The 21,640-nt window shown below is 63.4% G+C and carries 14 protein-coding genes; 10 read left to right on the top strand and 4 right to left on the bottom strand.

Annotated elements, in window-relative coordinates:
* Positions 1-207: 207 nt before the first annotated feature.
* The 3 genes from IGX34_RS12120 to IGX34_RS12110 all read left to right on the top strand — a co-directional run bounded on the left by IGX34_RS12120 (position 208) and on the right by IGX34_RS12110 (position 4,117).
* Positions 208-2,574 (top strand): DNA translocase FtsK, encoded by a 2,367-nt coding sequence (locus IGX34_RS12120; protein WP_192555996.1) that lies wholly within the window; start codon positions 208-210, stop codon positions 2,572-2,574.
* Between the two features lie 198 nt (positions 2,575-2,772).
* Positions 2,773-3,438 carry an outer membrane lipoprotein periplasmic chaperone LolA gene (gene lolA / locus IGX34_RS12115; RefSeq protein WP_192555995.1) on the top strand — a complete coding sequence of 222 codons (666 nt, stop codon included), beginning with the start codon at positions 2,773-2,775 and terminating at the stop codon, positions 3,436-3,438.
* Between the two features lie 7 nt (positions 3,439-3,445).
* Entirely contained in the window at positions 3,446-4,117 is a 672-nt protein-coding gene (locus IGX34_RS12110; protein ID WP_192555994.1) for a DUF1275 family protein, read from the top strand.
* A 131-nt stretch (positions 4,118-4,248) separates the two neighbouring features.
* On the opposite strand, the gene IGX34_RS12105 is transcribed toward IGX34_RS12110, so the two are convergent.
* Entirely contained in the window at positions 4,249-4,989 is a 741-nt protein-coding gene (locus IGX34_RS12105; RefSeq protein ID WP_192555993.1) for an acid phosphatase, read from the bottom strand.
* Entirely contained in the window at positions 4,989-7,256 is a 2,268-nt protein-coding gene (locus IGX34_RS12100) for a TonB-dependent receptor (protein ID WP_192555992.1), read from the bottom strand. The genes IGX34_RS12105 and IGX34_RS12100 overlap by 1 nt, the downstream gene beginning before the upstream one ends.
* A 330-nt stretch (positions 7,257-7,586) precedes the next feature.
* Between IGX34_RS12100 and IGX34_RS12095 the strand changes: the two genes are divergently transcribed.
* From IGX34_RS12095 to IGX34_RS22435, 4 genes are all read left to right on the top strand, one after another.
* Positions 7,587-8,921, top strand: coding sequence for a replication-associated recombination protein A (locus tag IGX34_RS12095; protein ID WP_192555991.1), 1,335 nt, complete (start codon positions 7,587-7,589; stop codon positions 8,919-8,921).
* 98 nt (positions 8,922-9,019) lie between these two features.
* Complete coding sequence (locus IGX34_RS12090) at positions 9,020-9,661, top strand: DUF6348 family protein (RefSeq protein WP_192555990.1); 642 nt, start codon at positions 9,020-9,022, stop codon at positions 9,659-9,661.
* 149 nt (positions 9,662-9,810) lie between these two features.
* Positions 9,811-11,679: a glycoside hydrolase family 2 protein gene (locus IGX34_RS12085; protein WP_192555989.1), complete on the top strand. Its 1,869-nt coding sequence runs from the start codon at positions 9,811-9,813 to the stop codon at positions 11,677-11,679.
* Positions 11,680-11,928: 249 nt separating this feature from the next.
* A complete protein-coding gene (locus IGX34_RS22435) occupies positions 11,929-13,755 on the top strand; it encodes an ATP-binding protein (protein ID WP_192555988.1) in 1,827 nt (608 codons plus the stop codon).
* A gap of 92 nt (positions 13,756-13,847) precedes the next feature.
* Here IGX34_RS22435 and IGX34_RS12075 read toward each other — a convergent pair whose 3' ends face one another.
* Together IGX34_RS12075 and IGX34_RS12070 are read right to left on the bottom strand one after the other, a co-directional pair.
* Positions 13,848-14,543: a response regulator transcription factor gene (locus IGX34_RS12075; protein ID WP_338015464.1), complete on the bottom strand. Its 696-nt coding sequence runs from the start codon at positions 14,541-14,543 to the stop codon at positions 13,848-13,850.
* Positions 14,544-14,716: 173 nt separating this feature from the next.
* Positions 14,717-18,001 carry a protease pro-enzyme activation domain-containing protein gene (locus IGX34_RS12070; protein WP_192555986.1) on the bottom strand — a complete coding sequence of 1,095 codons (3,285 nt, stop codon included), beginning with the start codon at positions 17,999-18,001 and terminating at the stop codon, positions 14,717-14,719.
* Between the two features lie 389 nt (positions 18,002-18,390).
* Here IGX34_RS12070 and IGX34_RS12065 point away from each other — a divergent pair, with 389 nt between their 5' ends.
* The 3 genes from IGX34_RS12065 (at position 18,391) to IGX34_RS12055 (ending at position 21,611) form a co-directional block, all read left to right on the top strand.
* Complete coding sequence (locus IGX34_RS12065; RefSeq protein WP_192555985.1) at positions 18,391-18,765, top strand: BlaI/MecI/CopY family transcriptional regulator; 375 nt, start codon at positions 18,391-18,393, stop codon at positions 18,763-18,765.
* Positions 18,765-20,333, top strand: a complete 1,569-nt coding sequence (locus tag IGX34_RS12060) for a M56 family metallopeptidase (protein ID WP_192555984.1) — start codon at positions 18,765-18,767, stop codon at positions 20,331-20,333. The genes IGX34_RS12065 and IGX34_RS12060 overlap by 1 nt, the downstream gene beginning before the upstream one ends.
* A gap of 129 nt (positions 20,334-20,462) precedes the next feature.
* On the top strand, positions 20,463-21,611 hold the full coding sequence (locus tag IGX34_RS12055; protein WP_225737426.1) for an alpha/beta hydrolase family protein: 1,149 nt from the start codon (positions 20,463-20,465) through the stop codon (positions 21,609-21,611).
* Positions 21,612-21,640 lie beyond the last annotated feature (29 nt).

Below are 21,640 nucleotides of genomic sequence, written 5' to 3'. Positions count from 1 at the left end.
CCGGGAGTCCGCAAGGATGGGGAAGTCGCGGGGGCTATTCAAGGTATTGGCCGGCCTGGGGTGCCATTCATCTGCGGGTCGTCAGCATGTGCGGCCATTCCAGCCCGGCACGGGCCGTCCCAGGAGTTCCTTCGCCCCGAGCGCGCTTGCGCCCGGGCCTGCCGCCCTCATCCAACCGCCCCTTGTTACACTGCGTCGCGCAAACTCATGCCAAATCCCGAAACTGCAAGGAAAAAGACCCCGGTGGCGCGTAGCGCGAACGCACGTAAAGAAAAAGCAAAGCCGCCGGGCATGAGCGAAGAGCTCAAGCGCCGCCTGCGCGAGGCCGGCGCACTGCTGCTGCTGCCGCTGGCGCTGTATCTGCTGGTGTGCCTGCTCAGCTACGACGGCGCCGACCCGAGCTGGTCGCACGCCGATACCGGCGGCCACGTGCACAACCTGGGCGGTACGGTGGGCGCGTACATCGCCGATCTGCTGCGCTACCTGTTCGGCGGCGTGGCGTATTTCTTCCCCTTATTGCTGCTGTTCCTGGGCGTGCAGGTGCTGCGCAACCATGGCGCGCGCAGCGTGCAGCCGTGGGAGCCGTCGCTGCGGCTGATCGGCTCGGTGTTCTTTTTCATTACCTTGCCGGGGCTGTGCTGGATCAATTTCCCCGACAGCAGCATGGGTCCGGAAGGCGCCGGCGGCGTGATCGGCCATGCGATCGGCCACGGTCTGCTGCGCGCGTTCGGCGACAAGGGCGCGCCGCTGCTGCTGCTGGCGCTGTTCCTGATCGCGGTGACGCTGGCCACAGGCCTGTCCTGGTTCAAGGTGATGGACCTGACCGGGCAGAGCGTGCTGAAGCTGTTCTCCTGGTTCGGCGGCAAGCTGCGCGAAGCGCCGGAAGTGCTCGCGGCACACCAGGCGCGCGCCGAGCGCGAAGTGGTGAAGAAGGTCGAGGCGATCAAGCAGGCCAAGCGCGAACCGGTGCGCATCGAGGCGCCCGCCGCACCGGTGGTGAAGAGCGAGCGCGCCCGCGTGGAAACGCAGATCCCGCTGTTCGTCGGCGCCGCCCAGCCGGGCGAGCTGCCGCCGCTGTCGCTGCTGGACGAAGCGCCGGAGCAGGGCCCGGGCTATTCGGAAGAAACGCTGGAAGTGCTCTCGCGCCAGGTCGAGCTGAAGCTCAAGGATTTCCGCATCGAGGCCAAGGTGGTCGGCGTGTATCCCGGCCCGGTGATCACGCGCTTCGAACTGGAGCCGGCCGCGGGTGTGCGCGGTAGCCAGGTATCGAGCCTGGATAAAGACATCGCGCGCGGCCTGTCGGTGGTCAGCGTGCGCGTGGTCGACGTGATTCCGGGCAAGAACGTGATCGGCCTGGAAATCCCCAACGCCAAGAAACAGATCGTGTATTTGTCGGAGATCCTGCGCTCCGACAAATACGACCAGCAGAAATCGCCGCTCGCGCTGGCCCTGGGCAAGGACATCGCCGGCCGCCCCGCGGTGGCCGACCTGGCCAAGATGCCGCACCTGCTGGTGGCCGGTACCACCGGTTCGGGTAAATCGGTGGCGGTGAACGCGATGGTGCTGAGCCTGTTGTACAAGGCCAGCGCCAAAGACGTGCGCATGATCATGATCGACCCGAAGATGCTGGAGCTTTCGGTCTACGAAGGCATTCCGCATCTGCTGGCGCCGGTGGTCACCGACATGAAGGAAGCCGCCAACGCATTGCGCTGGTGCGTGGCCGAGATGGAGCGCCGCTACAAGCTGATGGCCGCGGTGGGCGTGCGCAACCTGGCCGGCTTCAACAAGAAGGTGAAGGACGCCGAGAACGCCGGCCAGCCGCTGCTCGATCCGCTGTTCCGCCCCAATCCGGAAATGCCCAACCTGGCCGCCGAGCCGCTGGAGACCTTGCCGTACATCGTCGTGATCATCGACGAATTCGCCGACATGATGATGATCGTCGGCAAGAAGGTGGAAGAACTGATCGCCCGCCTGGCACAGAAGGCGCGCGCCGCGGGCGTGCATCTGGTGCTGGCCACGCAGCGTCCGTCGGTGGACGTGATCACCGGCCTGATCAAGGCCAATATCCCCACCCGCATCGCCTTCCAGGTGTCGAGCAAGATCGACTCGCGCACCATTCTCGATCAGTCCGGCGCCGAAACCCTGCTCGGCCACGGCGACATGCTGTACCTGCCGCCCGGCACCGCCACGCCCGACCGCGTACACGGCGCCTTCGTCGACGACCACGAAGTGCATAACGTGGTCGCGTGGCTGAGAGCGCAGGGCGCGCCGCAGTACATCGAAGGCGTGCTGGAAGAAGTGCAGGCCACCAGCGACGGCAAGTTCATCAACGACTCCGGCCTGCCGCAGGACGGCGAAGAGGGCGGCGACGCCGACACGCAGCTGTACGACAAGGCCGTGCGCATCGTCACCGAAACCCGCCGCGCCTCGATCTCCGGCGTGCAGCGCCATCTGCGCATCGGCTACAACCGCGCCGCGCGCCTGATCGAACAGATGGAACAGGATGGCGTCGTCAGCGCGCCCCAGCACAACGGCAACCGCGAGGTGCTGGCACCGCCGCCGCCCAAGCATTGAAGCCGTAGCGTGCAATCCAACACCTTTCCCTACGTGTCGTAGGGGAGGGCAGGGTTGGGGTGAAGCCCCACATCACCGCAAGCCTCAACAGCGCCCTCCCAACCTCCCCCTGCCGAGCAGAGGGAGGAGCAAAAAGCCCAACGGTTAAGCATTCCAGCAGCAAACTTTGGCCACCAGCTCCCGCAGGAACAGGATCCCATGAACCGCCTCCGCTCCGCCGCCATCGCCGGCTTGTTCGCGTTATCCCTGGGCAGCATCGCGCAGGCCGCCGACACCGGCCCGGCACGCGCGCGCCTGGATGCCTTCGCCCAAGGGCTGCACGCCATCTCCGGCAACTTCAATCAGACCCTCACTGATCCCAACGGCAAAGTGCAGACCAGCAGCGGCACCTTGGTGGTGGAAGCGCCGCGCCAGTTCCGCTGGGACACGCTCGCGCCGAACAAGCAGACCCTGGTGGCCGATGGCAGCCGCATCTGGATCTACGACCCGGATCTGGAACAGGTCACCGTGCGCAAGCAGGACGCCGAGGAAGCGCATAGCCCGCTCACCGTGCTTACCGACCTCAAGCAGCTGGACAAGGATTTCAAAGTCACCGAGCAGGGCGAGCGCGAAGGCCTGAACTGGCTGCGCCTGACCTCGAACTCGCCGGATTCGCAATTCAACTACGTCGATCTCGGCTTCGACGCCAACGGCCTGGCGCGCATGCAGTTCAAGGACCAGCTCGGTTCGCTCAGCGATATCCGCTTCAGCAACTGGCAGCGCAATCCGCCGATTCCGCCGCAGGATTTCAACTTCACCCCGCCCAAGGGCGCGGACGTGATCGGCGATCTGCCCGAGCTCACCACTCAACCCCTGAAGAACTGACGCCGCCGTGATTCGCCAGCTGCCGCGTTGGGCCTGGGTAGGCGGCGGCGTGCTGGCGCTGGTCGCCGGTTGCATCAATACAGTCGGCTATCTGTGCTTTCGCCACCAGCCGATCACCCATCTCACCGGCACCAGCACCGAGTTCGGCATTGCGCTGGCCATGCGGGATCTGGCCGGCGTGGCGCACTGGGGCCTGACCATCGTGTCGTTCCTGCTCGGCGCCATGCTCAGCGGGTTTATCGTCAAGCAGAGCACGCTGCAGCTCGGCCGGCGCTATGGCGTGGTGCTGATGCTGGAATCGCTGCTGCTGTTCGCCGCCACGCCGCTGATCCGCGACACGCAGGACCTGGGCCTGTATCTGGCCTCCGCGGCCTGCGGCCTGCAGAACGCCATGGTCAGCACCTATAGCGGCGCCAGCCTGCGCACCACGCATCTGTCGGGCATTTTCACCGACCTTGGCATCTACCTGGGCCAGCGCCTGCGTGGGCTCGACGTGGACATGCTGCGCATCCATGTCTGCCTGCTGGTGGCGGGGCATTTCATTCTCGGGGCCGTGCTCGGCACGATCGGCTTTGCATATCTGCAGGAGCGCGTGCTGCTGATACCGGCGACCGTAACCGGCGTGGTGGGACTCGGCTACGCGGCATACCGCTACTTCGTATTACGCGTACACGACTAAGCTGCGTAGCTTGGGTTAGCGCAGCGCAACCCAACGAACCCTCATCCAAGCAAACATCATCGGCTTATCTCGGACAGCGCCGGCCTGACCCAACCAAAAAAAGACGCCCGGCGGGCGTCTTTTTTTATGCCTCAATGATCGTCCCCATCGCCATCCGCATCCCTTGGCGGATTGGCCGGCAAACCCAGCGCATGCCGCAACTCCAGTCGCGCCAGCTCGTAATCCTGCTTCCAGCTGGGATCGCGCAGAATCTCCGCACCAATCACCGTCCCCGCCAGATGCCCCGCCTCGATATCGCTGGGAAAATGCGCACCCATCACGATGCGATGCTCGGCATACACATCCGCCCGCGCAAAAATCGCCGCACGCTTCTCCGGCAACATGTTCGCCAGCAGTACTGCCGTGGAGTAACCGAAAGTGGCATGGCCGCTCGGATAGCTCCAGTCGTTGGCCTTTTCCTTCGCCAGCGGATGCACCTGGCTGGAAACTACCGCCGGACGCGGGCGCTTCCAGTCTTCCTTGGCATCCTTTACCTCGGCCTTGTCGAACGCGGCGAGGCGATCGAAGAAGGCCGCGGTCTTCGGCAGGCCTTTTGGCTGCAGGCCGGGCCCCAGCACATCGGCAAAGCGGAACACCGATCGCTCGGTGTCCGCCTTGGCCGCATCCATGTCCGCCTGCGTGCGTTGCTGCTGCGTTGCCAGCACCGCCTGAAGATCGTGCTGAGCCACCGCCGAACCTGCTGCCGGGGGAGGCGGCAGCAGGCGGGTCAGTTCGATTTTGGCGGGTGCATCGTCATCGTCGGCCAGCGCGACCTGACCGAGCAACAACAGCGACAACAGCAGCGCAGACTTGGTGGCTAAAGCAGTTTTCATCAGAACAGGTCAGCCGTAATGGTGAAGTTGAAGTTGCGGGCGGGGATGGTGAAGAACAGCGGCGTGCTGTCGGCCACGGTGGTGCCGGCCAGTGCGTTGATATGCGTGTTGTTGAACAGGTTGTTGAGCTGCACGCCGATCTTCAGATCCTTCACCTCGCTGATGTGCGGATCGAACTTGTAGCTGGCCGCGAAATTGGTGATCGCATAGCCGCCGATCGGGGTGTCGTCGGTGGCATTGGCCGTGTAGTAGGTCTTGCCGACGAACTTGTCGACCAGCGAAGCATAGACCGGGCCGTCGTTGTAGATGAAGCCCAGCGCCGCGGTTTTGTGCGGCGTGTTGGCATTCCACATATTGTCGGCGGTCTGGACCGCGCGGTTGAGCGAGCCGTTGGCGTAGACGCTGAAGCCGCCGCCGATCATGTAAGTGCCTTCCAGCTCCACGCCTTTGTAGTGCACGCCGCCGACGTTGTAGAAGTACTGCGTGCCGCCAATGCTTTCGGTCTGCACGAAGTTGTTGAAGTCGATTTTGTACACGTCACCCGACAAGGTCAGGCGGTCGCTGCTCCAGGTGGTGCCCAGCTGGATATTGGTGGTTTTTTCTGGCTGTACCAGCGAGTCGGTAACCTTCGGGTCCTGTACGTAGAACAGGTTGAGGTTCGGCGCCAGGAAACCCTTGGCCCACTGCGCGTACGCGGTCCAGTTGGAAGTGAAGGCGTAGTGGAAGGAGGCCGAGGGCAGGGTGGCGTTCCAGTCCTTGGAATAGTTCAGCGGCAGACCGGTTTTCTGGTTGTAGAGCGAATCGATATTGCGCTCGAAATTCTCGTACTTCACGCCGCCGATCAGGTAGGTGTTGTCGGTGATGTTCCACTGGTATTCGATAAACGGCTGCAGCGTGCGCAGCGAGTCGGTCATGAAGCGGTCGACCGGGCTGTCGCTGCCCTTGGTCGGCTGGCCGGTGGTATTGATCGCCGGCACGTCCAGCGTATCGTCGAACTCATACTGCCAGCGCAGGTTGTCCTGGTTGTCGAACCACAGGCCGGTGCGGAATTCGCCCGGGCCCAGTTCCTTGCTGACGCGCAGGATGTCGCCGAAGGAGCGGTACCAGTTGCGCATGTGCTGGCCCGGCACATTGTCCGGATACAGGCAGTCGTCGCCCTTGCCGTTGCAGAAGGTGCCGTTCGGCGTTTCGCCGTTCGGATCCAGGCCGTTGTAGCCGTAGTGGTTGTAGGCGTAGGTGTAGCCCTTGTTGTCGATGGTCCAGCCGTCGAATTCCGAATGCAGGCCGATATAGCCCATGTAGGTGCTGATCTGGTCCTGGTTGTAGCGGTAATACGTCTGGCTGGCCGGATCGTTGTTCAGCGCGTAGTTCGGGCCGTATTCGGCAATCTGCGCCTTGGTGGCGCCGAACGGAATGTACTGATTGATCTTGTTCCACAGGCCGCCGAAGGTCAGCGTGGTGTTGTCGCCCAGCGGCTGCACCACCTTGGCGAACACGCTCTGGCGGCGCTGTCCGGCATAGCTGAGATAGCCGTCGGACGTGCTGTTCTGCACGTTCATCACCGCGCTGGTGCCGCTGCTGTTGAGGCTGCCGGTATCGATGCGGGCGCCTTCAACGGCGGTCGCCCAGCTGCCGAAGCTGATGTACGGGCTGATGCCGAACTGGCTCCGCGGGTTGATCGAATCCACCGAAATGGTGCCGCCGAAGGTGGCGTCGCCCAGCGTGCCGGCCGTGCCCGGGCCGCGATCGACCGTGACGCTGCTGGTTTCCTGATTGGTGAAATACGACGTGGAGTGGTGGGTGAAGTCGTTGGAATCACCCCAGGGAATGCCGTCGAAGGTCACGTTGTACTGGCCGTCCTGGAAGCCACGGATGGACACCACCGCCGTTTCCATCAGGCCGGAGCCGTTCGGCGTCACGGTGTACACGCTGGGCGAAATCGCCACCGCATCGGTGTAGTCGCCGGTCGGTGCGATGTTTTCCTGGATGTATTTGCCGCCGATGGTCGACTGCGGTTCCGTGGCAATGGTGGAACCCTGCGTGGGGGCAATTGCACTGACCGCCGTATTGGCCGTTACCTGCATGCCGGCCAGGGTTTTGGCATTCTTGGTCGAATTAGTGCCGGTCGTATTATCGGATGCGCCACCCGTGGTATTGGCGGAGGCCACGGCGTCCTGTGCCGAAATCGGAGCGGAAATCGCCAGCGCAAGGCAAAGAGCAAGATAGACCGGCGAGCGGCGGTACAGGGCATGGGTCGATGGCGTCATTGTTTTTTTCCGGTATCGGCGGGGTGTTAGAAAGGCCGACACCGTAAAGACGCTTTATGACGGTTCCATAACAAATGGATTAAATCGACGCATTTTATAATGCGAAAGTTAATACGCTAAGCTTAATCTAAGATTTGCCAGAAAGCTGTAATGAAAAGGGCTTCGTATTGATTATTAATTGAGCAATATAAGCTTGCCCTAAGAAATGCAAGGTAAGCGTAATGTCGATTTAGAGAAATAATAAATGCGATTAATTTCGCATTGCAAGGGCCGGCTGTCGCGAAGCTGACGCGCCGGGCTCTTCCGGGCCGGATGCCCTATCATCCGGCGATGGATCGATCGCATCACACCTCCGAGCTGTTCGCGTCGGACTCCGAAGAACTCAAGCCCCTGGCCGAGCGCATGCGTCCGCGCAGCCTCGACGAGATCGTCGGCCAGCAGCGCCTGCTGGCGCCGGGCAAGGCATTGCGGCGGGCGCTGGAAAGCGGGCGCGTGCACTCCATGGTGCTGTGGGGGCCGCCTGGTTGCGGCAAGACCACCCTGGCCCTGCTGGTGGCGCGCTATGCCGATGCCGATTTCCGCGCCATCTCCGCCGTGCTTTCCGGCCTGCCCGACGTGCGCAAGGCGCTGGCCGAAGCCGAAGCCAACTTTGCGCAGGGGCGGCGCACGGTGTTGTTCGTCGACGAGGTGCACCGCTTCAACAAGGCGCAGCAGGATGCGTTCCTGCCGCATATCGAACGCGGCGTGATCATCTTTATCGGCGCCACTACCGAGAACCCGTCGTTCGAGCTCAATTCCGCATTGCTGTCGCGCTGTCGCGTACACGTGCTGGATGGGGTCTCGCCCGACGATATCGCCGCGGCATTGCGGCGTGCGCTGGGCGATGCCGAACGCGGCCTTGGCGCCTTGCAGCTCGATGTCACCGATGCCGCCCTGCAGCTGATCGCCCAGGCCGCCGACGGCGATGTACGCCGCGCGCTCACCTTGCTGGAAATCGCTGCCGAACTCGCCGATGGCGGCGTGATCGAGCAAAGCACGCTGGAGCAGGTGCTGGCCGATCGCACTCGCCGCTTCGACAAGAGCGGCGAACAGTTCTACGACCAGATCTCCGCCTTGCACAAATCGGTGCGCTCGTCCGATCCCGATGCTGCGGTGTACTGGCTGGCGCGCATGCTCGACGGCGGTTGTGACCCGCTTTATCTGGCGCGCCGCCTTACCCGCATGGCGGTGGAAGATGTCGGCCTGGCCGAACCGCGCGCCTGGCGCATGGCGCTGGATGCCTGGGATACCTACGAACGCCTCGGCAGCCCCGAAGGCGAGCTGGGCCTGGCGCAGCTGGCGATCTGGCTGGCCATCGCACCCAAGAGCAATGCCGCCTATATGGCCTACAACCAGGTGCGCAGCGTAGTGAGCGACAGCGGCACGCTGGAGGTGCCGATGCATCTGCGCAATGCGCCCACCAAGCTGATGAAAGGGCTGGGCTATGGCAAGGGCTATCAATACGACCACGATATGCAGGGCGGCGTGGCGCTGGACCAGCAATGCCTGCCCGATGCCCTGGTCGGTACCGAGTTCTATCATCCGGTGGAGCGCGGCCTGGAATTGAAGCTGCGCGAAAAGCTGCTGGCCCTGCGCGAAGCGCGCGCGCAGGCACGCAAGAAATAGACGTCTTCTCGCCACAGGGCACTGTGACCAGCTGCTTGATCGGCCATGCCCTTTCGAAACATCCATCACCCACAGCAACCTAGCTGCCAGAGAAAACCATGGCCAACGCCGATGCCCTGCAAACCGAATTGCTTCGTTTGTTCGACCGCCACGAAGTGGAGCTCGAAGTAGACGAAGACTGGCTGGTTACCGATGGCGATTTTCCGGCCGTGCGTGCCAACTGGCAGGAGGACGGCGCCGGCGCGGGCCGCCTGGATATCGACGTGGTGATCAGCGAAGAGCGCCAGATCGAGGAAAGCTTTGCCGGCAACGGACGTGGCACCGATGGCATCCGCGACGCACTGCGCGCGTTCGAGCGCAACACCATGTACGTGTTGCTGGCCGCATGCTGGTACCTCACCGACGATCGGCGCATCCAGGTGCACAGCTGGGAGCTCGGCGCACGCAGCTGGGATGTATTGGTCGGCCCGCTGAGTTTCAGCCGTGACGACCTTGCGGCACCCGACGGCTTGCTGCCGGCCTTGCACGATGCGCTGCGCAACGAATCGCTGAGTAGCCAATTGCACTGGATCCGTCTGTTCCACCGTCGCGCCGATGACGGTTCGGTGATGGCGGAGGCATTGTTGGACAACGAGCCATGGCCGGCCGGCGATCGCCTGCTGAGCCAGTTGTCGTGGCCTGCCGCGGAGCAGGGCTACAGCGCGCGCTGCTTTATCGCGCTGGATATCCGCGACTACTGATCTCGCGCAGGCCGCAGCAAAACAAGCGCGACCTGCTGCCTATGCCCTATATCGCCGGCAGGCTTGGACATTTGTCGGACAATTGGCCATTCTTAGGGAATGGCAGTGCTCAGCGCTGCTTTTTACCGAGGCCGATGAGGGTAGGGCGGATGACCAGCAAGATCAGCATGCAGGGCGCGTGTACGTGGATAGGCGTAGCGATGGCGATGAGCTTTGCCTCGCTGGCGATGGCGGCACCGGATCAGGCGAAGGTGTGGAACGGCAAGCAGGCACCTTTGGCCACGCCGTGGACGGCCGAGGTGTCGCCCACGCATGCGTTGCCGGAGTATCCGCGCCCGCAGCTGGCGCGTCCGTCGCTGGAGCATCCGCAATGGCTGAGCTTGAACGGGCTGTGGCAATACGCCGCCACGGACGGGCAGTCACCGCCGCCGTTCGGCCAGACGCTGAAAGAACAAGTGCTGGTGCCATATCCGATCGAGTCGGTGCTCTCGGGCGTGCAAAAGCATGCGGATTTCATGGTCTATCGCCGTCTGGTGGAAATCCCGGCGGCGTTCACCGCGCATGGCCAGCATGTGCAGCTGAACTTCGGCGCAGTCGACAATGAGGCCACGGTATACGTCAACGGCAAGCAGGTGGCGCAGCATGCCGGCGGCTATACCGCCTTCAGTGCGGACATCACGCCGGCACTGCGCCCGCACGGGCCGCAGGAGATCGTCGTCGCCGTGCATGCGCCGGTGGATGGCGCCAACGTGATGATCGGCAAGCAGCGCCTGAAGCCCGACGGCATCTTCTACACCGCGGCCTCGGGCATCTGGCAATCGGTATGGCTGGAGCCGGTGCCGGCCGCCAGCTTGGCGCAATTGAATTTCACTGCCGCGCGCAGCCTGGATGCCTTCGACGTCACCTCCACGCTGCACGGCGGCGACGCGAACGCCACGCTGCATGTCACCGCCTATGCCGACGGCAAGTCAGTTGGCGAAGCGAGCGGGCCGGCCGGGCAGTCGCTGCATCTGGCTATTGCGCATCCGCATCTGTGGAGCCCGCGGGATCCGTTCCTCTACACCTTCAAGGCCACCCTGACGCAGGGCGATCAACACGACGACGTCACCAGCTATGCGGGCCTGCGCACCATCGCGATCCAGAACGTGGGCGGTCACAACCGCATCGTGCTGAACGGCAAGCCGACCTTCCTGCTGGCCACGCTGGACCAGGGCTATTGGCCGGATGGCATCTACACCGCGCCCACCGATGCGGCGCTGAAGTTCGATATCCAGAAGACCAAGGATCTGGGCTTCAACACCATCCGCAAGCACATCAAGGTGGAGCCGGCACGCTGGTACTACTGGGCCGACCGCATCGGCCTGATGGTGTGGCAGGACATGCCGGCGCTGCCCACCGGTAGCAACGACAAACTCAGCGACGCCGACAAGGCCCGCTTTCGCGCCGACGTGTCGGCGATTGTCGAACAGCTCAAGGGCGACACCGCGATCATCGGCTGGATCCCGTTCAACGAAGGCTGGGGCCAGTGGAGCATTCCGGCCGCTACCGAGCTGGCTGCGCAGATCAAGCAGCTGGATCCCTCGCGCCTGGTCGATGCGCGCAGCGGCGCCAACTGCTGCGACACCAAGGGCGACCCGCATGCCGGCGATGTCTATGACGTGCACGACTACCAGGGCCCCGGCCTGCCCAGCCCGGATGCGACGCGCGCCGCCATCGACGGCGAACACGGCGGCCTGACCCTGGGCATTCCCGGTCACGTCTGGCCGAACACGCCGATCAATCCCTACGGCGCCGTAAAAGACCGCGCCGCGCTCACCGCCGGCTATGTCGCCAACACCGCCGTGCTGCGCGACCAGGGCGTGCCCAAGGGCATGTCCGGCAGCGTTTACACCCAGATCACCGACGTGGAAGGCGAGCACAACGGCCTGTACACCTACGACCGCAAGATCGAAAAAGCGGACGAAGCCAAGGTACGGGCGATCAACGAGGCGACCATCCGCGCCGCGGCGCAGCCCTGAAGATCCGGCCGGCACCCGCACAGGGTGCCGGCATTTGGCCGTCTAAATCATTGTCGTGCGGGAACATTCGGGGCCTCCGCCCACGTTTTTCCGCCGATCTCCGGCCGCACCCGTTCCGTGCGACAGGTCTCAAGCCCAGGCGGCTGAATATCCTTTGCCGCCGCCGCTGCGGTAGGATGCCGGCGCAGCCGAAGGGGCGGCCTGCACTACCTGTTCGATGTTCAGGCCGGCAACGGGGCGGGGCGACCAGTGATCTCACGCAGCGCGGTGGCGAGTGGCGGCGGCGGCTTGGCAAAGCGCGCCTTGGCATGGTTCGCGACGATACCGGTCGACGATCCGGTCGATCGCAGCAACGCGTTTTTCATGCAGTTCTTTTTCGCTTTCTACGGTTGCATGCAGCCGTTGAACAAGCTGTACATCCTGTCGCATGCCAATCTGCATTTGCTGATGACCTCGCACAGCCATGAGCTGCGCGGCACCAGCATTCCGTTTATCGTCGACCTGGCCACCGATGTGGCCATGTCCGCGTCGGCGTGGATCGGCTTTTATCTGATCCGCCGCGGTTTGTTCCGGCAAGCGGTAAAACAGTTTCTCAGCGTGATCATCGTTTCGGCCGTGGTGTATTTCGCGGTAACCGGCATTACCGATACGCGCGACGACTCGATTTTCTTCGTGGCCATGATCATCGCCGGCCTGATGCTGGGGCGGCGTGCGCTGTGGTACGTGTATGGCGGCGTGCTGCTGGCCTACTTTGCCGGCATGACCGTGGAAACGCTGTTTCCGCCGCCGCTGCCGCAGGTGCTGGTCGGGCTGTATGCCGGCTTGCCGGGAACCATGTATGCCTATATCGCGGTGGCGATCGTGCTGGACCGCAGCGTGCAGTCGCTGCGCAAAAGCTACGAGCAGGTCAATCGCCAGCACCAGCAATTGCAGCGCGAAATCGCCGAGCGCGAGCAGGCGCGGGAGCAACTGCTGCATGCACAGAAAATGGATGCCGTGGGCAAGCTGGCCAGCGGCATCGCGCACGATATCCACAACGTGCTGGGCATCATCCTGGGCTTCGCCCGCACCCGCCAGCGCCTGGACGAACCGCAGGACGACCTGGCACCGGTAGCGCAGGAACTGGCCGATGCGCTGGAAGGCACCGAGCTTGCCGCCCGCCGCGGCGCGGCGGTGTGCCGCAAGCTGCTGAACTTCAGTCGCCGCAGCGTCACCCTGACCGAAACCTTCGACGTCGCCGAAGCGCTGCGCGAACTGCGCCCGCTGCTGCAGCAACTGCTGCCGCCGAATATCCGGCTGGAGATCAAGACACCCGACCAACCGCTGCCGATCCATTTCGACCGCAATCAATTCGAGCTGGCCTTGCTCAACCTGGTCACCAATGCGCGCGATGCGATGCAGGAAGGTGGCGTATGCGTAGTGGGCGCTGAACCCTATGGCGATGGCCAGATCGAAATCGCCATCCGCGACAACGGCAGCGGCATGTCCGCCGAAGCCGTGCAGCGTGCGTTCGAACCGTTCTTCACCACCAAGCCGGTCGGTGTCGGCACCGGGCTGGGGTTGAGCGTGGTGTACGACCTGGTCCAGCGCGCCGGCGGCGACGTGATCATCGACAGCACGCCGGGCTTCGGCACGGCGGTGAAAATCCGCCTGCCCAGAACCGATAGCGTCACGGCGCAGATGCCGGAGCAATCCCCCGCATCGCTGCGCGTCTGGCTGATCGATGACGACGATGACCTGCGCACCTTACTCAGCTCCGCGCTGGCGCAAGGCGGCTGTGTGGTGGAAGCAGCCGCCAATGGCACGCAAGCCATGCAGCAGCTGGCGCAATCCTCAGCGCCACCCGAAGTGCTGATCTGCGATCACCGCATGCCGGACATGGATGGCTCGACCCTGCTGGCGCATATTCGCGAACGCTATCCCGCCGTGCCGGCCATTCTTATTTCCGCTTACCTGGAAGGGGATACGGATGGCGGTGAGGTGAATCACGCACTCAACGAGCGATTGCCCAAGCCGTTCGCACCGGAAACGTTGCTGGCTCGCGTGCAACAAGTAGCTCAACGCCATGCAATGTAGGTTGGGTTAGCGCAGCGTAACCCAACAATGCTGCACCGCCATGTTGGGTTACCCCCGAATCAAGTCCGGGGTAACCCAACCTACGCTCGGCATCAATGGAAGACCAACACATATCCTTGCCCGGGCACGGCATTCAACGGAAACGGTGTACCCAGCACCCGCATCACCTTTTTACGGATGCGATGCACCAAGGTATCCAGCCGATGCGGATCATAGGTATGGATATTGGCGGTCAACGCCTGGATCAACGCCTCACGCGAAACCACGCGATTGGGTGCGTCGATCAACGGCGCCAGCAAGCGGCTTTCAAGCTGGCTCAACGCCACCGCATCGCCGCCGGGCGACAGCAGGCACCAGCCATCCGCACCCAGGCGCCAGCTGTGATCGACGGGCACGCTCGTACGCAGTTGCAGTCGTCGGGCCAGGCTGTACAGCGTGGCCCCCAGCACGTCGATATCCACCGGCTTGGCCAGATAGGCATCGGCGCCTTCGGATAAACCGCGCACCTGGTAGTGCGGCTCGGAGCGCGCGGTAAGCATCACAATGCCGATGCCGGCCGCCTTCGCGCGCAGCGTGCGCGCCACTTCGAAACCGTCGACGTCGGGCAGGCCGATATCCAGCACCACCATGTCCGGCAGTTGATGCTGCAGCCTGGCGTCGAGCTCCGCCGCGTGGCCGATGGCTTCCACCTGAAAACCGAATTGCCGCAAATGCGGGGCGAGTACGCGATCGCGCAACAGATCGTCGTCCTCGAGCAGCAGCACATGGAGAGGAGATTGCGAACTCACGTGGGTATCGAGATCACTATCTGAAGCGTGACGCCAGCTGACCATCCCCCAATGGGCAGCAACCTTAACCACCATAAGGTAGGCAGTAACCGGTTGCCAATCTGTGATGCAGCATAAAAAAGCCGGGCATCGCTGCCCGGCTTTAAGGGTGTCGCAGTTATTTTCGATGGCTTTCAGTGGCTTGCCAGGGCCGGCGGATCAGCGATGCCGCCCGTGGCCGAACCCTGCAGCCAGTTCGGCTGGATGCTGGAGCCGGCCGGCACCTTGAACGGCGTGCCGTCGGGCGTGGCCACCTGCAGCTTCTGGAAGCCGCCGCTGCCGTCGCTCTGCCAGTCGAACACCGCGCCCTTGGTGTTCACCCACAGCAGGTCGGCCAGGCCATCGCCGTCATAGTCGGCAATCGCCGCCAGCGTGTAGGTGGCGTTGTAGCTGATGGTCTTCTGCTTGGTGACGGTGAAGCCGTTCATGGTCCAGATCTGCAGATCGTGAGTGGAGGTATTCACCCACACCAGATCGGTAATGCCATCGCCGTTGAAGTCGCCCGCGCCCACCAAGGTGTAGCCGCTGGGACGGTTGGCGATAGTGTGCGTGGCATAGCCGCCTTGCTGGTTGTTGATCCATACCGTGACGGTGTTATTGGCCGGATTGGTCCAGACCAGGTCGCCGTAGCCGTCGCCGTTGACGTCGGCCATGGTCGGCACATCACCCTTGTTCGCCGCGATGGCGCCGGAGTTGGATGCCAGCGTGGGCGCACCGGTGCTCGGATCGGTACCCAGTTTCCACCAGGCGTACTGCGAGGCGCTGGCGTTGTACCACAGCAATTGCGGCGCGCCGCTGCTGTCGGTCACCTCCGAACCCAGCAGTTTCCAGCCCGCTGCATACGGCGCGACCTGGTACTGGTAGAAGCCGCCGATATCGTCAGACACCCACACGTACAGTTGATTGTCCGGGCCGGTCCAGGCGAGGTGCGCGGAATCCAGACCCAGCGCATCCAGTGCCGGGAAATAATCCGCCGCGTTGGCCACGGTCTGCCCGGGCGTGGACGGCTGCGTCACCTGACCGCGGATCACGCTGCCTTTCATCGCCAGCGTGGTGATGCTGCCCTTGACCGGATCCACTACCGCGATGTCGCTGAAACCGTCATTGCTGAACCAGTCGGTGATGGTGACATTCGACGACATGAAGTCGTAAGGCGCCACGTACTTGTTCGCGCGATGGAACGGTTTCTCGAACGCCACCACCGCGTTGACCAGGTTGGTGACATTGACCGAACCCAGGCCGGTAGCCATGTTGTAGCCCGGGCCGGCATTCCAGGCCGGTACCAGGGTCAGCGAGCTCTGGCTCGGCGTGGCGTAGATCACACCGAACGACTGCAGCGAATTGCTGTTCGGGCCGAGATAGCAATTGGCGGTACCCGCCCAGCACGGCTCGTCGATATTGCCCAGGGTGACGTTGTTGAACACGCAGCTGCTGCCGATCGAGGCGCCGTTGGACGCATCGCAGCTGCTCACCGTGGCCTTGTTCGGCGTGGCATTGGTGCCGTATTGCTTGCTGCCGATGTTGTACAGCGCCGGCAGGATATTGCCGCTGGTATCGCCGGTGGCCTGGTTGATCAAGGCCTGTACGCCTGCCATCGCCGGTGCCGCGAACGACGTACCGCCGGCACTGTTGTAGTACACATCGTCAGGATTGCTGTAATTGCAGGCCGTGCCGTTTTCGTTGGCGTCGGACATGCAATACACCAGGGCGTGGCCATACAAGCCGTTGGCGGCAAACAGCGACACGTCGGGCAGGGTGCGCGAGCTGAAATTGGTTTGCCCGTATACACCGGTCTGCCATGCCGGCTGTGGGAACACATTGCTGGGGCCACCACCGGCACCGCCGGTGTCGAGATAGTTGCTGCCCTCGCCACTGCTGTTGCACGCATCGATGCCGTTGGCATAACCCATCAGGCCATCGAGCACGCTGCTGGCGCAGGAGTCGTTCCAGGTCTGCTCCGGCACATAGCTGATGGCCGACGCGTTCAAGGCCAGGTTGGTCGAGGTCCAGTACTGGCTGTAGTTGTTCAGATCATTGAAGTCCGTACCGCCTACCGCGACGTTGTACGGCGTGGACGCCATGATGTTGACCTGCGCGCCGCCCGATGCCGCCGCAATGGCGTTCTGGTCGCACGCCGCCGAGCCGGCATCGCCGGTGGAGACGAACACGGTAACGCCTTCGGCTTCCGCATCCGACCACAGCAGCGATGCGGTGGTGTCGCCACCCGCGGCGGATTCGCACTCGCCATAGCTCAGGCTCCACACATTGCCCGGCGCCTGACCGGCGGTGGCGGCCATGCCGAAGCCGGCCTGGAACGCACCGAAATCGCTGCCGCTATCCGCGCACGAGGCAAACACGATGTTCGCATCGGGCGCGGCCGCGCCGGCCCATTCGGCATCGAGCGCCGCTTCGCTCTCGTCGCCGTTGACGCCCGGATCCGTACAACTGTTGGGATGGATGTAACTGATGCTGCCCTTGGCATCGGCCGGCAGGAAAGCTTTGCGGAAAGCCAGGATATCGGCCGGATTCACGTCGGTGCGTTCCAGCACCACGATGGTCTGGCCGGCACCGCGCGTGCCCTGGTTCCACAGCGGGTTGACGTTGTAGATGGTGTTGAAATCGGCGGGCGCCACATCGTAGGTGGTCTGCGGATCCACCGTGCCGCCCGGCACCGTGAACTGCGCAGTCGGCTTGCCGTTGGCCGTGGCATCGGCTTTCGCCACCATCTTCCAGCGGCCGTTCGCCTTGTTCTTGCTCACCACGCCAACGTCCATATGCTGCGGCTTAGGCAGGAAGTTATGCAGGCGTACAAACTGCACGATCGGTGCCAGTGCGGCCGGAATCTGCGCGGCGTTTGCATTGGCGAAATGCTTTTCGCCGTTGATCTGATAACTGTGCATCGAGGCGTTGAACGCACTGTTCAAAGACGCCGTGTTGCCCGAAAAGTGAATGATCATGCCGTCCGGGCTGACGTCCTTCACTTTCAGGCCGTGCGAGCGCAGCCACGCGGTCACCTTGGTGACGTCGGATGGATTGGGCGCGAACAGGCCGATCTGCGCCGCGGTCAACCAATGATGGAAGTAGGGCGAGCTGGGATTGGCCTGCGCACTGAGCAAGTTGTCGAACTCCTGCTGCTTGCTCACGCTGCGCTTGAGCACCAGCGACAGATCCGAAAAGCTTTGCGTGGCAGGCAGCGCACCCTTGTCGTAGGTAGCCAGGGCATAGGCCGAGCGTGTATTGACCAGGGCGATTTTTTGGTTGTCGTTGACGGACCCGGCGATTTGCGCCTTGTCCTGCGTAACGGGTGGGAGATAACCAGGGCTTTGCGTGGCGGTGCTGGCGCTGGCTGCGGCCGGTGCCCCGATGCCCAGGGCCAGGCTGGCAACCGCGAGCCACGGCCGATGCTTGTGATTCGACATGTGAATTCCCCGCGTTCAAGCTAGTGCCACGCGCCGAAAGCAGCGCCGGGATCTTCATCCAGAAGTCCATTCCCCGTGGCATGCATGGCTGTCCGCTCCTACAGCCCGCTCCGGAATATATGCGCCGGATTTGCGCTTGGCACGCAACTGAAATCGCCTGGTATCGCGTGCAAATCACCGCTCCTCACACGATCTCTCCATCTTGCAGGGGCGTTATTGCGCCGCGCTGGCATAACTGCGACGCAGGTGCAGCAATACGCCGGCGTCTAGCGCGAATTTGTCATATGCAGCCGGTGCAGGGTGTCGATCAACTATGGCCATAGTTGACAAGCCGGGAGGCTGCGGGTATCTACTATGTCCATAGTTGACAAAAAGGACGGACAGTCATCGTGAAGATCTCTCTCACCGATCGCGAAGCCGATGTCATGCAGGCGCTATGGGATCACGGGCCCTCGCTGGTCGCCGAAGTGCGCGAGCGGCTGAGCGACGAACTCGCCTACACCACGGTGCTTACCGTGCTGCGCACGCTCGAAGGCAAGGGCTACGTGGGGCACGAGGAAGAAGGCCGCGGGCATCGCTACTTCGCCAGCGTCAAGCAACAGGCCGCACGCAAGAATGCCGTGCAGCATCTGACCGACAAGCTGTTCAAGGGCTCGGCAGAACTGCTCTTTTCACATCTGGTATCCGAACAAAAACTCAGCGCCGAGCAGATCCGCCGCATGCGGCAGTTGCTGGCCGAGCGCTCCGGCAAGGAGGAATCGTGATGATCGCCTGGATGATCTACGCCATACTCGTCGCCCTGATGCTGAGCGCCGCCGCGCTCACGGCCGAACGTGCGGCAAAAGTGCGCCGCGCTGCCACACGCTGGCTATGGCTGGCCGCGCTGGTCGGCTCGCTGATGCTGCCGCCGGTGATTGCATCGGTATCGATCCACCTGCCTGCTGGCTTGAAGCCCAGCACGGCACCGGCCTCTATCGCCTTGCGCAATACCACCTCGATCGCGATGCCGGCAGCGCTGCTCGAGTTTGGGGATGCGCAGCCCGACGACACCTCCACCCGCATCGACACGCTGCTGCGCGACAGCTGGATCGCCGCGTCGGCCTTGATGGGCCTGGTGCTCGTGCTGAGTTCCCTGCTGCTGCAACGACGCCAGCGTGGCTGGGCAGCAGGGCAGTTGTGCGGCGAATCGATCTTGATCGCGCCGGATGCAGGCCCGGCGGTGATTGGCCTGCTACGTTCGCGCATCGTGGTGCCGGTGTGGCTGCTGCAAGCCGGCCAGGCGCAACAGCAATGCACTATCGCGCATGAGCGCTCGCATCTGCATGCACGCGATCCGCAGCTAGTCGCTTTCGCTTTGCTGCTGTTGACGTTGATGCCGTGGAACCCGCTGCTGTGGTGGCAGTTCAGCCGCCTGCGTCGCGCCATCGAGGTGGACTGCGATGCCCGTGTGCTGCGCGGCGGCCACGATATCGATGCGTATTGCGAAACGCTGATCGAGGTCGGGCAACGTCAGTCCAGCCGTCTCGGCGTGGTGCCGGCGATGTCCGATTCCGCCTCGTTCCTGGAATTGCGCATCCGGCACATGCTGCGCAAGCCGAACAAATGGGCGGGTGCATCGGCAGCGGCGCTGATCTGTGTGTCGCTGGGCATGGCGGCGTTTGCCGCGCAGGTCACACCGCCCAGCGCCGGCCAGCGCGACGCCCATGCACCGGTCGTGCTGAGCAGCGATATCCTGGACCGCTACACCGGCTACTACCTGATCAGCCCGATGTCGGTGATCACCGTAACGCGTGACGGCAACGGCCTTATCGCGAGCGTCAGTGGCCAGATCGCCGCGCCCAAGCCGCTCCATCTCGTGCCGATCGACCAGACTCGCTTCGCCGTGGACGGCATGGACGACACCGTGCACTTCGTTACCGACGCTCAGGGCCGAGGCCTGCGCTTCGTCGCCACGCAGAACAAAGACGGACACGAAGTCCTCAACCGGCCGCGCACCGATCAAGCCACCGCCGAACAGACCCTCGCAGCGCTCGCCGCGCGCATCAAGGCGCAGAAGGCGTTCCCCGGCAGCGAGAAGGCCTTGCAGCTGCTGCTCAGCGATCCCGACAGCGGTGCCGGCATGAGTCCCGACCTGGTCTTCGTGCGCAAGCAGCAAAAGGCATCGAGAGAGCAATATCTCGCCGCGCTGGGGCCGGTCGAGTCCTACACGTTCCAGGGTGTCAGCCAGTTCGGCTCCGACGTCTACCTGGTCAAGCGCCAGCACGGTTCGGAAACTGTCACGCTGGTGGTGGATGAGCACGGCACCCTGGTGAGCGCTTTCCGGCACCGCTAAGCCTTGCTTACCGCTGATCTCTCCGGCAGGTCTGGCCCCGCAGACCTGACCGGCGCCTAGCACCCCTCCGATCCCCGTGGCCATCACGAATGGCCACCTCGATGCCCCTGTGCCCGCTGGAGTGATGAGATGACACGTATTGCCGACTACACCATGTTCCGCCGCATTTGTATGGTTTTTGGCCTGGCCGTGTCGATCGGTATCGGCCTGGCGCCAGTACGTGCGGCCGAGCTGCAGCCGGGCACCCACGCGGGCACGCTGCAGGGCGCGCTGTATCGCATCGATATCCCCGACCACTGGAACGGCGACCTGGTGATGCTGATGCACGGCTACCAGCCTGTGGGCGCGAAAATCACCACGCCGATGAGGGCCGCCGAACCCACATCCGTGTTGCTCAAGCTGGGCTATGCGGTTGCACAGAGCCAATACGCATCGCAGGGCTGGGCGGTAGACGACGCCATCGTCGACAACGAGCGGCTGCGCCACTATTTCGAGCACAACCTTGCGCATCCGAAGCACACTTACGTATACGGCTTCTCGCTCGGCGGCCTGGAAACGCTGGCCACCATCGAGCGCTATCCGCATATCTATTCCGGCGCGCTGGTCACCTGCGGTGTTGCTGTTTCGACTGCCGACATTATCGCCGATGGCGCCCTCACGCCGCTGGTGGCCTTCGATGCATTGATTCCCGGCGTACTGCCGGACCTGACCGCGCCCGATGCGCCGGCCTTTATTCCGCCGGAAGTCTTTGACAAGGCGCTGCAGGCGCATCCGCAGCAGGCTGCGATCCTTGAACAGCGCCTGCAGGAACGGCCCGGCACGCTGTCGTTGTCGCTCTATTACATGGTTCTGCGCGAACTGGAAAAGCGTGCCGGCGGCATGCCGGTAGACAACCGCAACACCGTCTACCAAGGCTTCGGCGACGATGCTGACTTCAATCGCAAAGTGCATCGCTATGCCGGCTCGCCCGCGGCCATGGCCTACGTGCAGCGCAACGCCACTTTGACCGGCCACATTGCCGTACCGCTGGTGATGCAGTGGAACAGCTTCGATCAAACCGTGCCTGCACGATTTCATGATGGCTATCCCAAGCTGGTCCATGCCGCAGGGGACGACAAGCTGCTCACCGTGCTGCCGCCGGTTGGCGATGGGCACTGCAACTTCACCGATGCGCAGACCGAAGCGGCATTCACCACGCTGGTGAGCAAGGCCACCGCTGGCGAGCCAGAGTATCGACATGGCAGCGGCCACCTGCCGGTGGAATCGAACATCCGATAATCTGCAGGCGCCCATCCCCGCCGCACGTC

It is taken from the genome of Dyella acidiphila (assembly GCF_014863405.1).
Taxonomy (GTDB): Bacteria; Pseudomonadota; Gammaproteobacteria; order Xanthomonadales; family Rhodanobacteraceae; genus Dyella_B; species Dyella_B acidiphila.
Note: the sequence above shows the minus strand (reverse complement) of the source record. Positions and strands in the feature narration are given on the sequence as shown.

Bases quoted from the DNA above. Each gene is read 5' to 3' on its own strand.
- IGX34_RS12120 (WP_192555996.1), top strand. From the start codon at position 208: ATGCCAAATCCCGAAACTGCAAGGAAAAAGACCCCGGTGGCGCGTAGC.
- lolA (WP_192555995.1), top strand. From the start codon at position 2,773: ATGAACCGCCTCCGCTCCGCCGCCATCGCCGGCTTGTTCGCGTTATCC.
- IGX34_RS12105 (WP_192555993.1), bottom strand. From the start codon at position 4,989: ATGAAAACTGCTTTAGCCACCAAGTCTGCGCTGCTGTTGTCGCTGTTG.
- IGX34_RS12100 (WP_192555992.1), bottom strand. From the start codon at position 7,256: ATGACGCCATCGACCCATGCCCTGTACCGCCGCTCGCCGGTCTATCTT.
- IGX34_RS12095 (WP_192555991.1), top strand. From the start codon at position 7,587: ATGGATCGATCGCATCACACCTCCGAGCTGTTCGCGTCGGACTCCGAA.
- IGX34_RS12090 (WP_192555990.1), top strand. From the start codon at position 9,020: ATGGCCAACGCCGATGCCCTGCAAACCGAATTGCTTCGTTTGTTCGAC.
- IGX34_RS12085 (WP_192555989.1), top strand. From the start codon at position 9,811: ATGACCAGCAAGATCAGCATGCAGGGCGCGTGTACGTGGATAGGCGTA.
- IGX34_RS12070 (WP_192555986.1), bottom strand. From the start codon at position 18,001: ATGTCGAATCACAAGCATCGGCCGTGGCTCGCGGTTGCCAGCCTGGCC.
- IGX34_RS12060 (WP_192555984.1), top strand. From the start codon at position 18,765: ATGATCGCCTGGATGATCTACGCCATACTCGTCGCCCTGATGCTGAGC.
- IGX34_RS12055 (WP_225737426.1), top strand. From the start codon at position 20,463: ATGACACGTATTGCCGACTACACCATGTTCCGCCGCATTTGTATGGTT.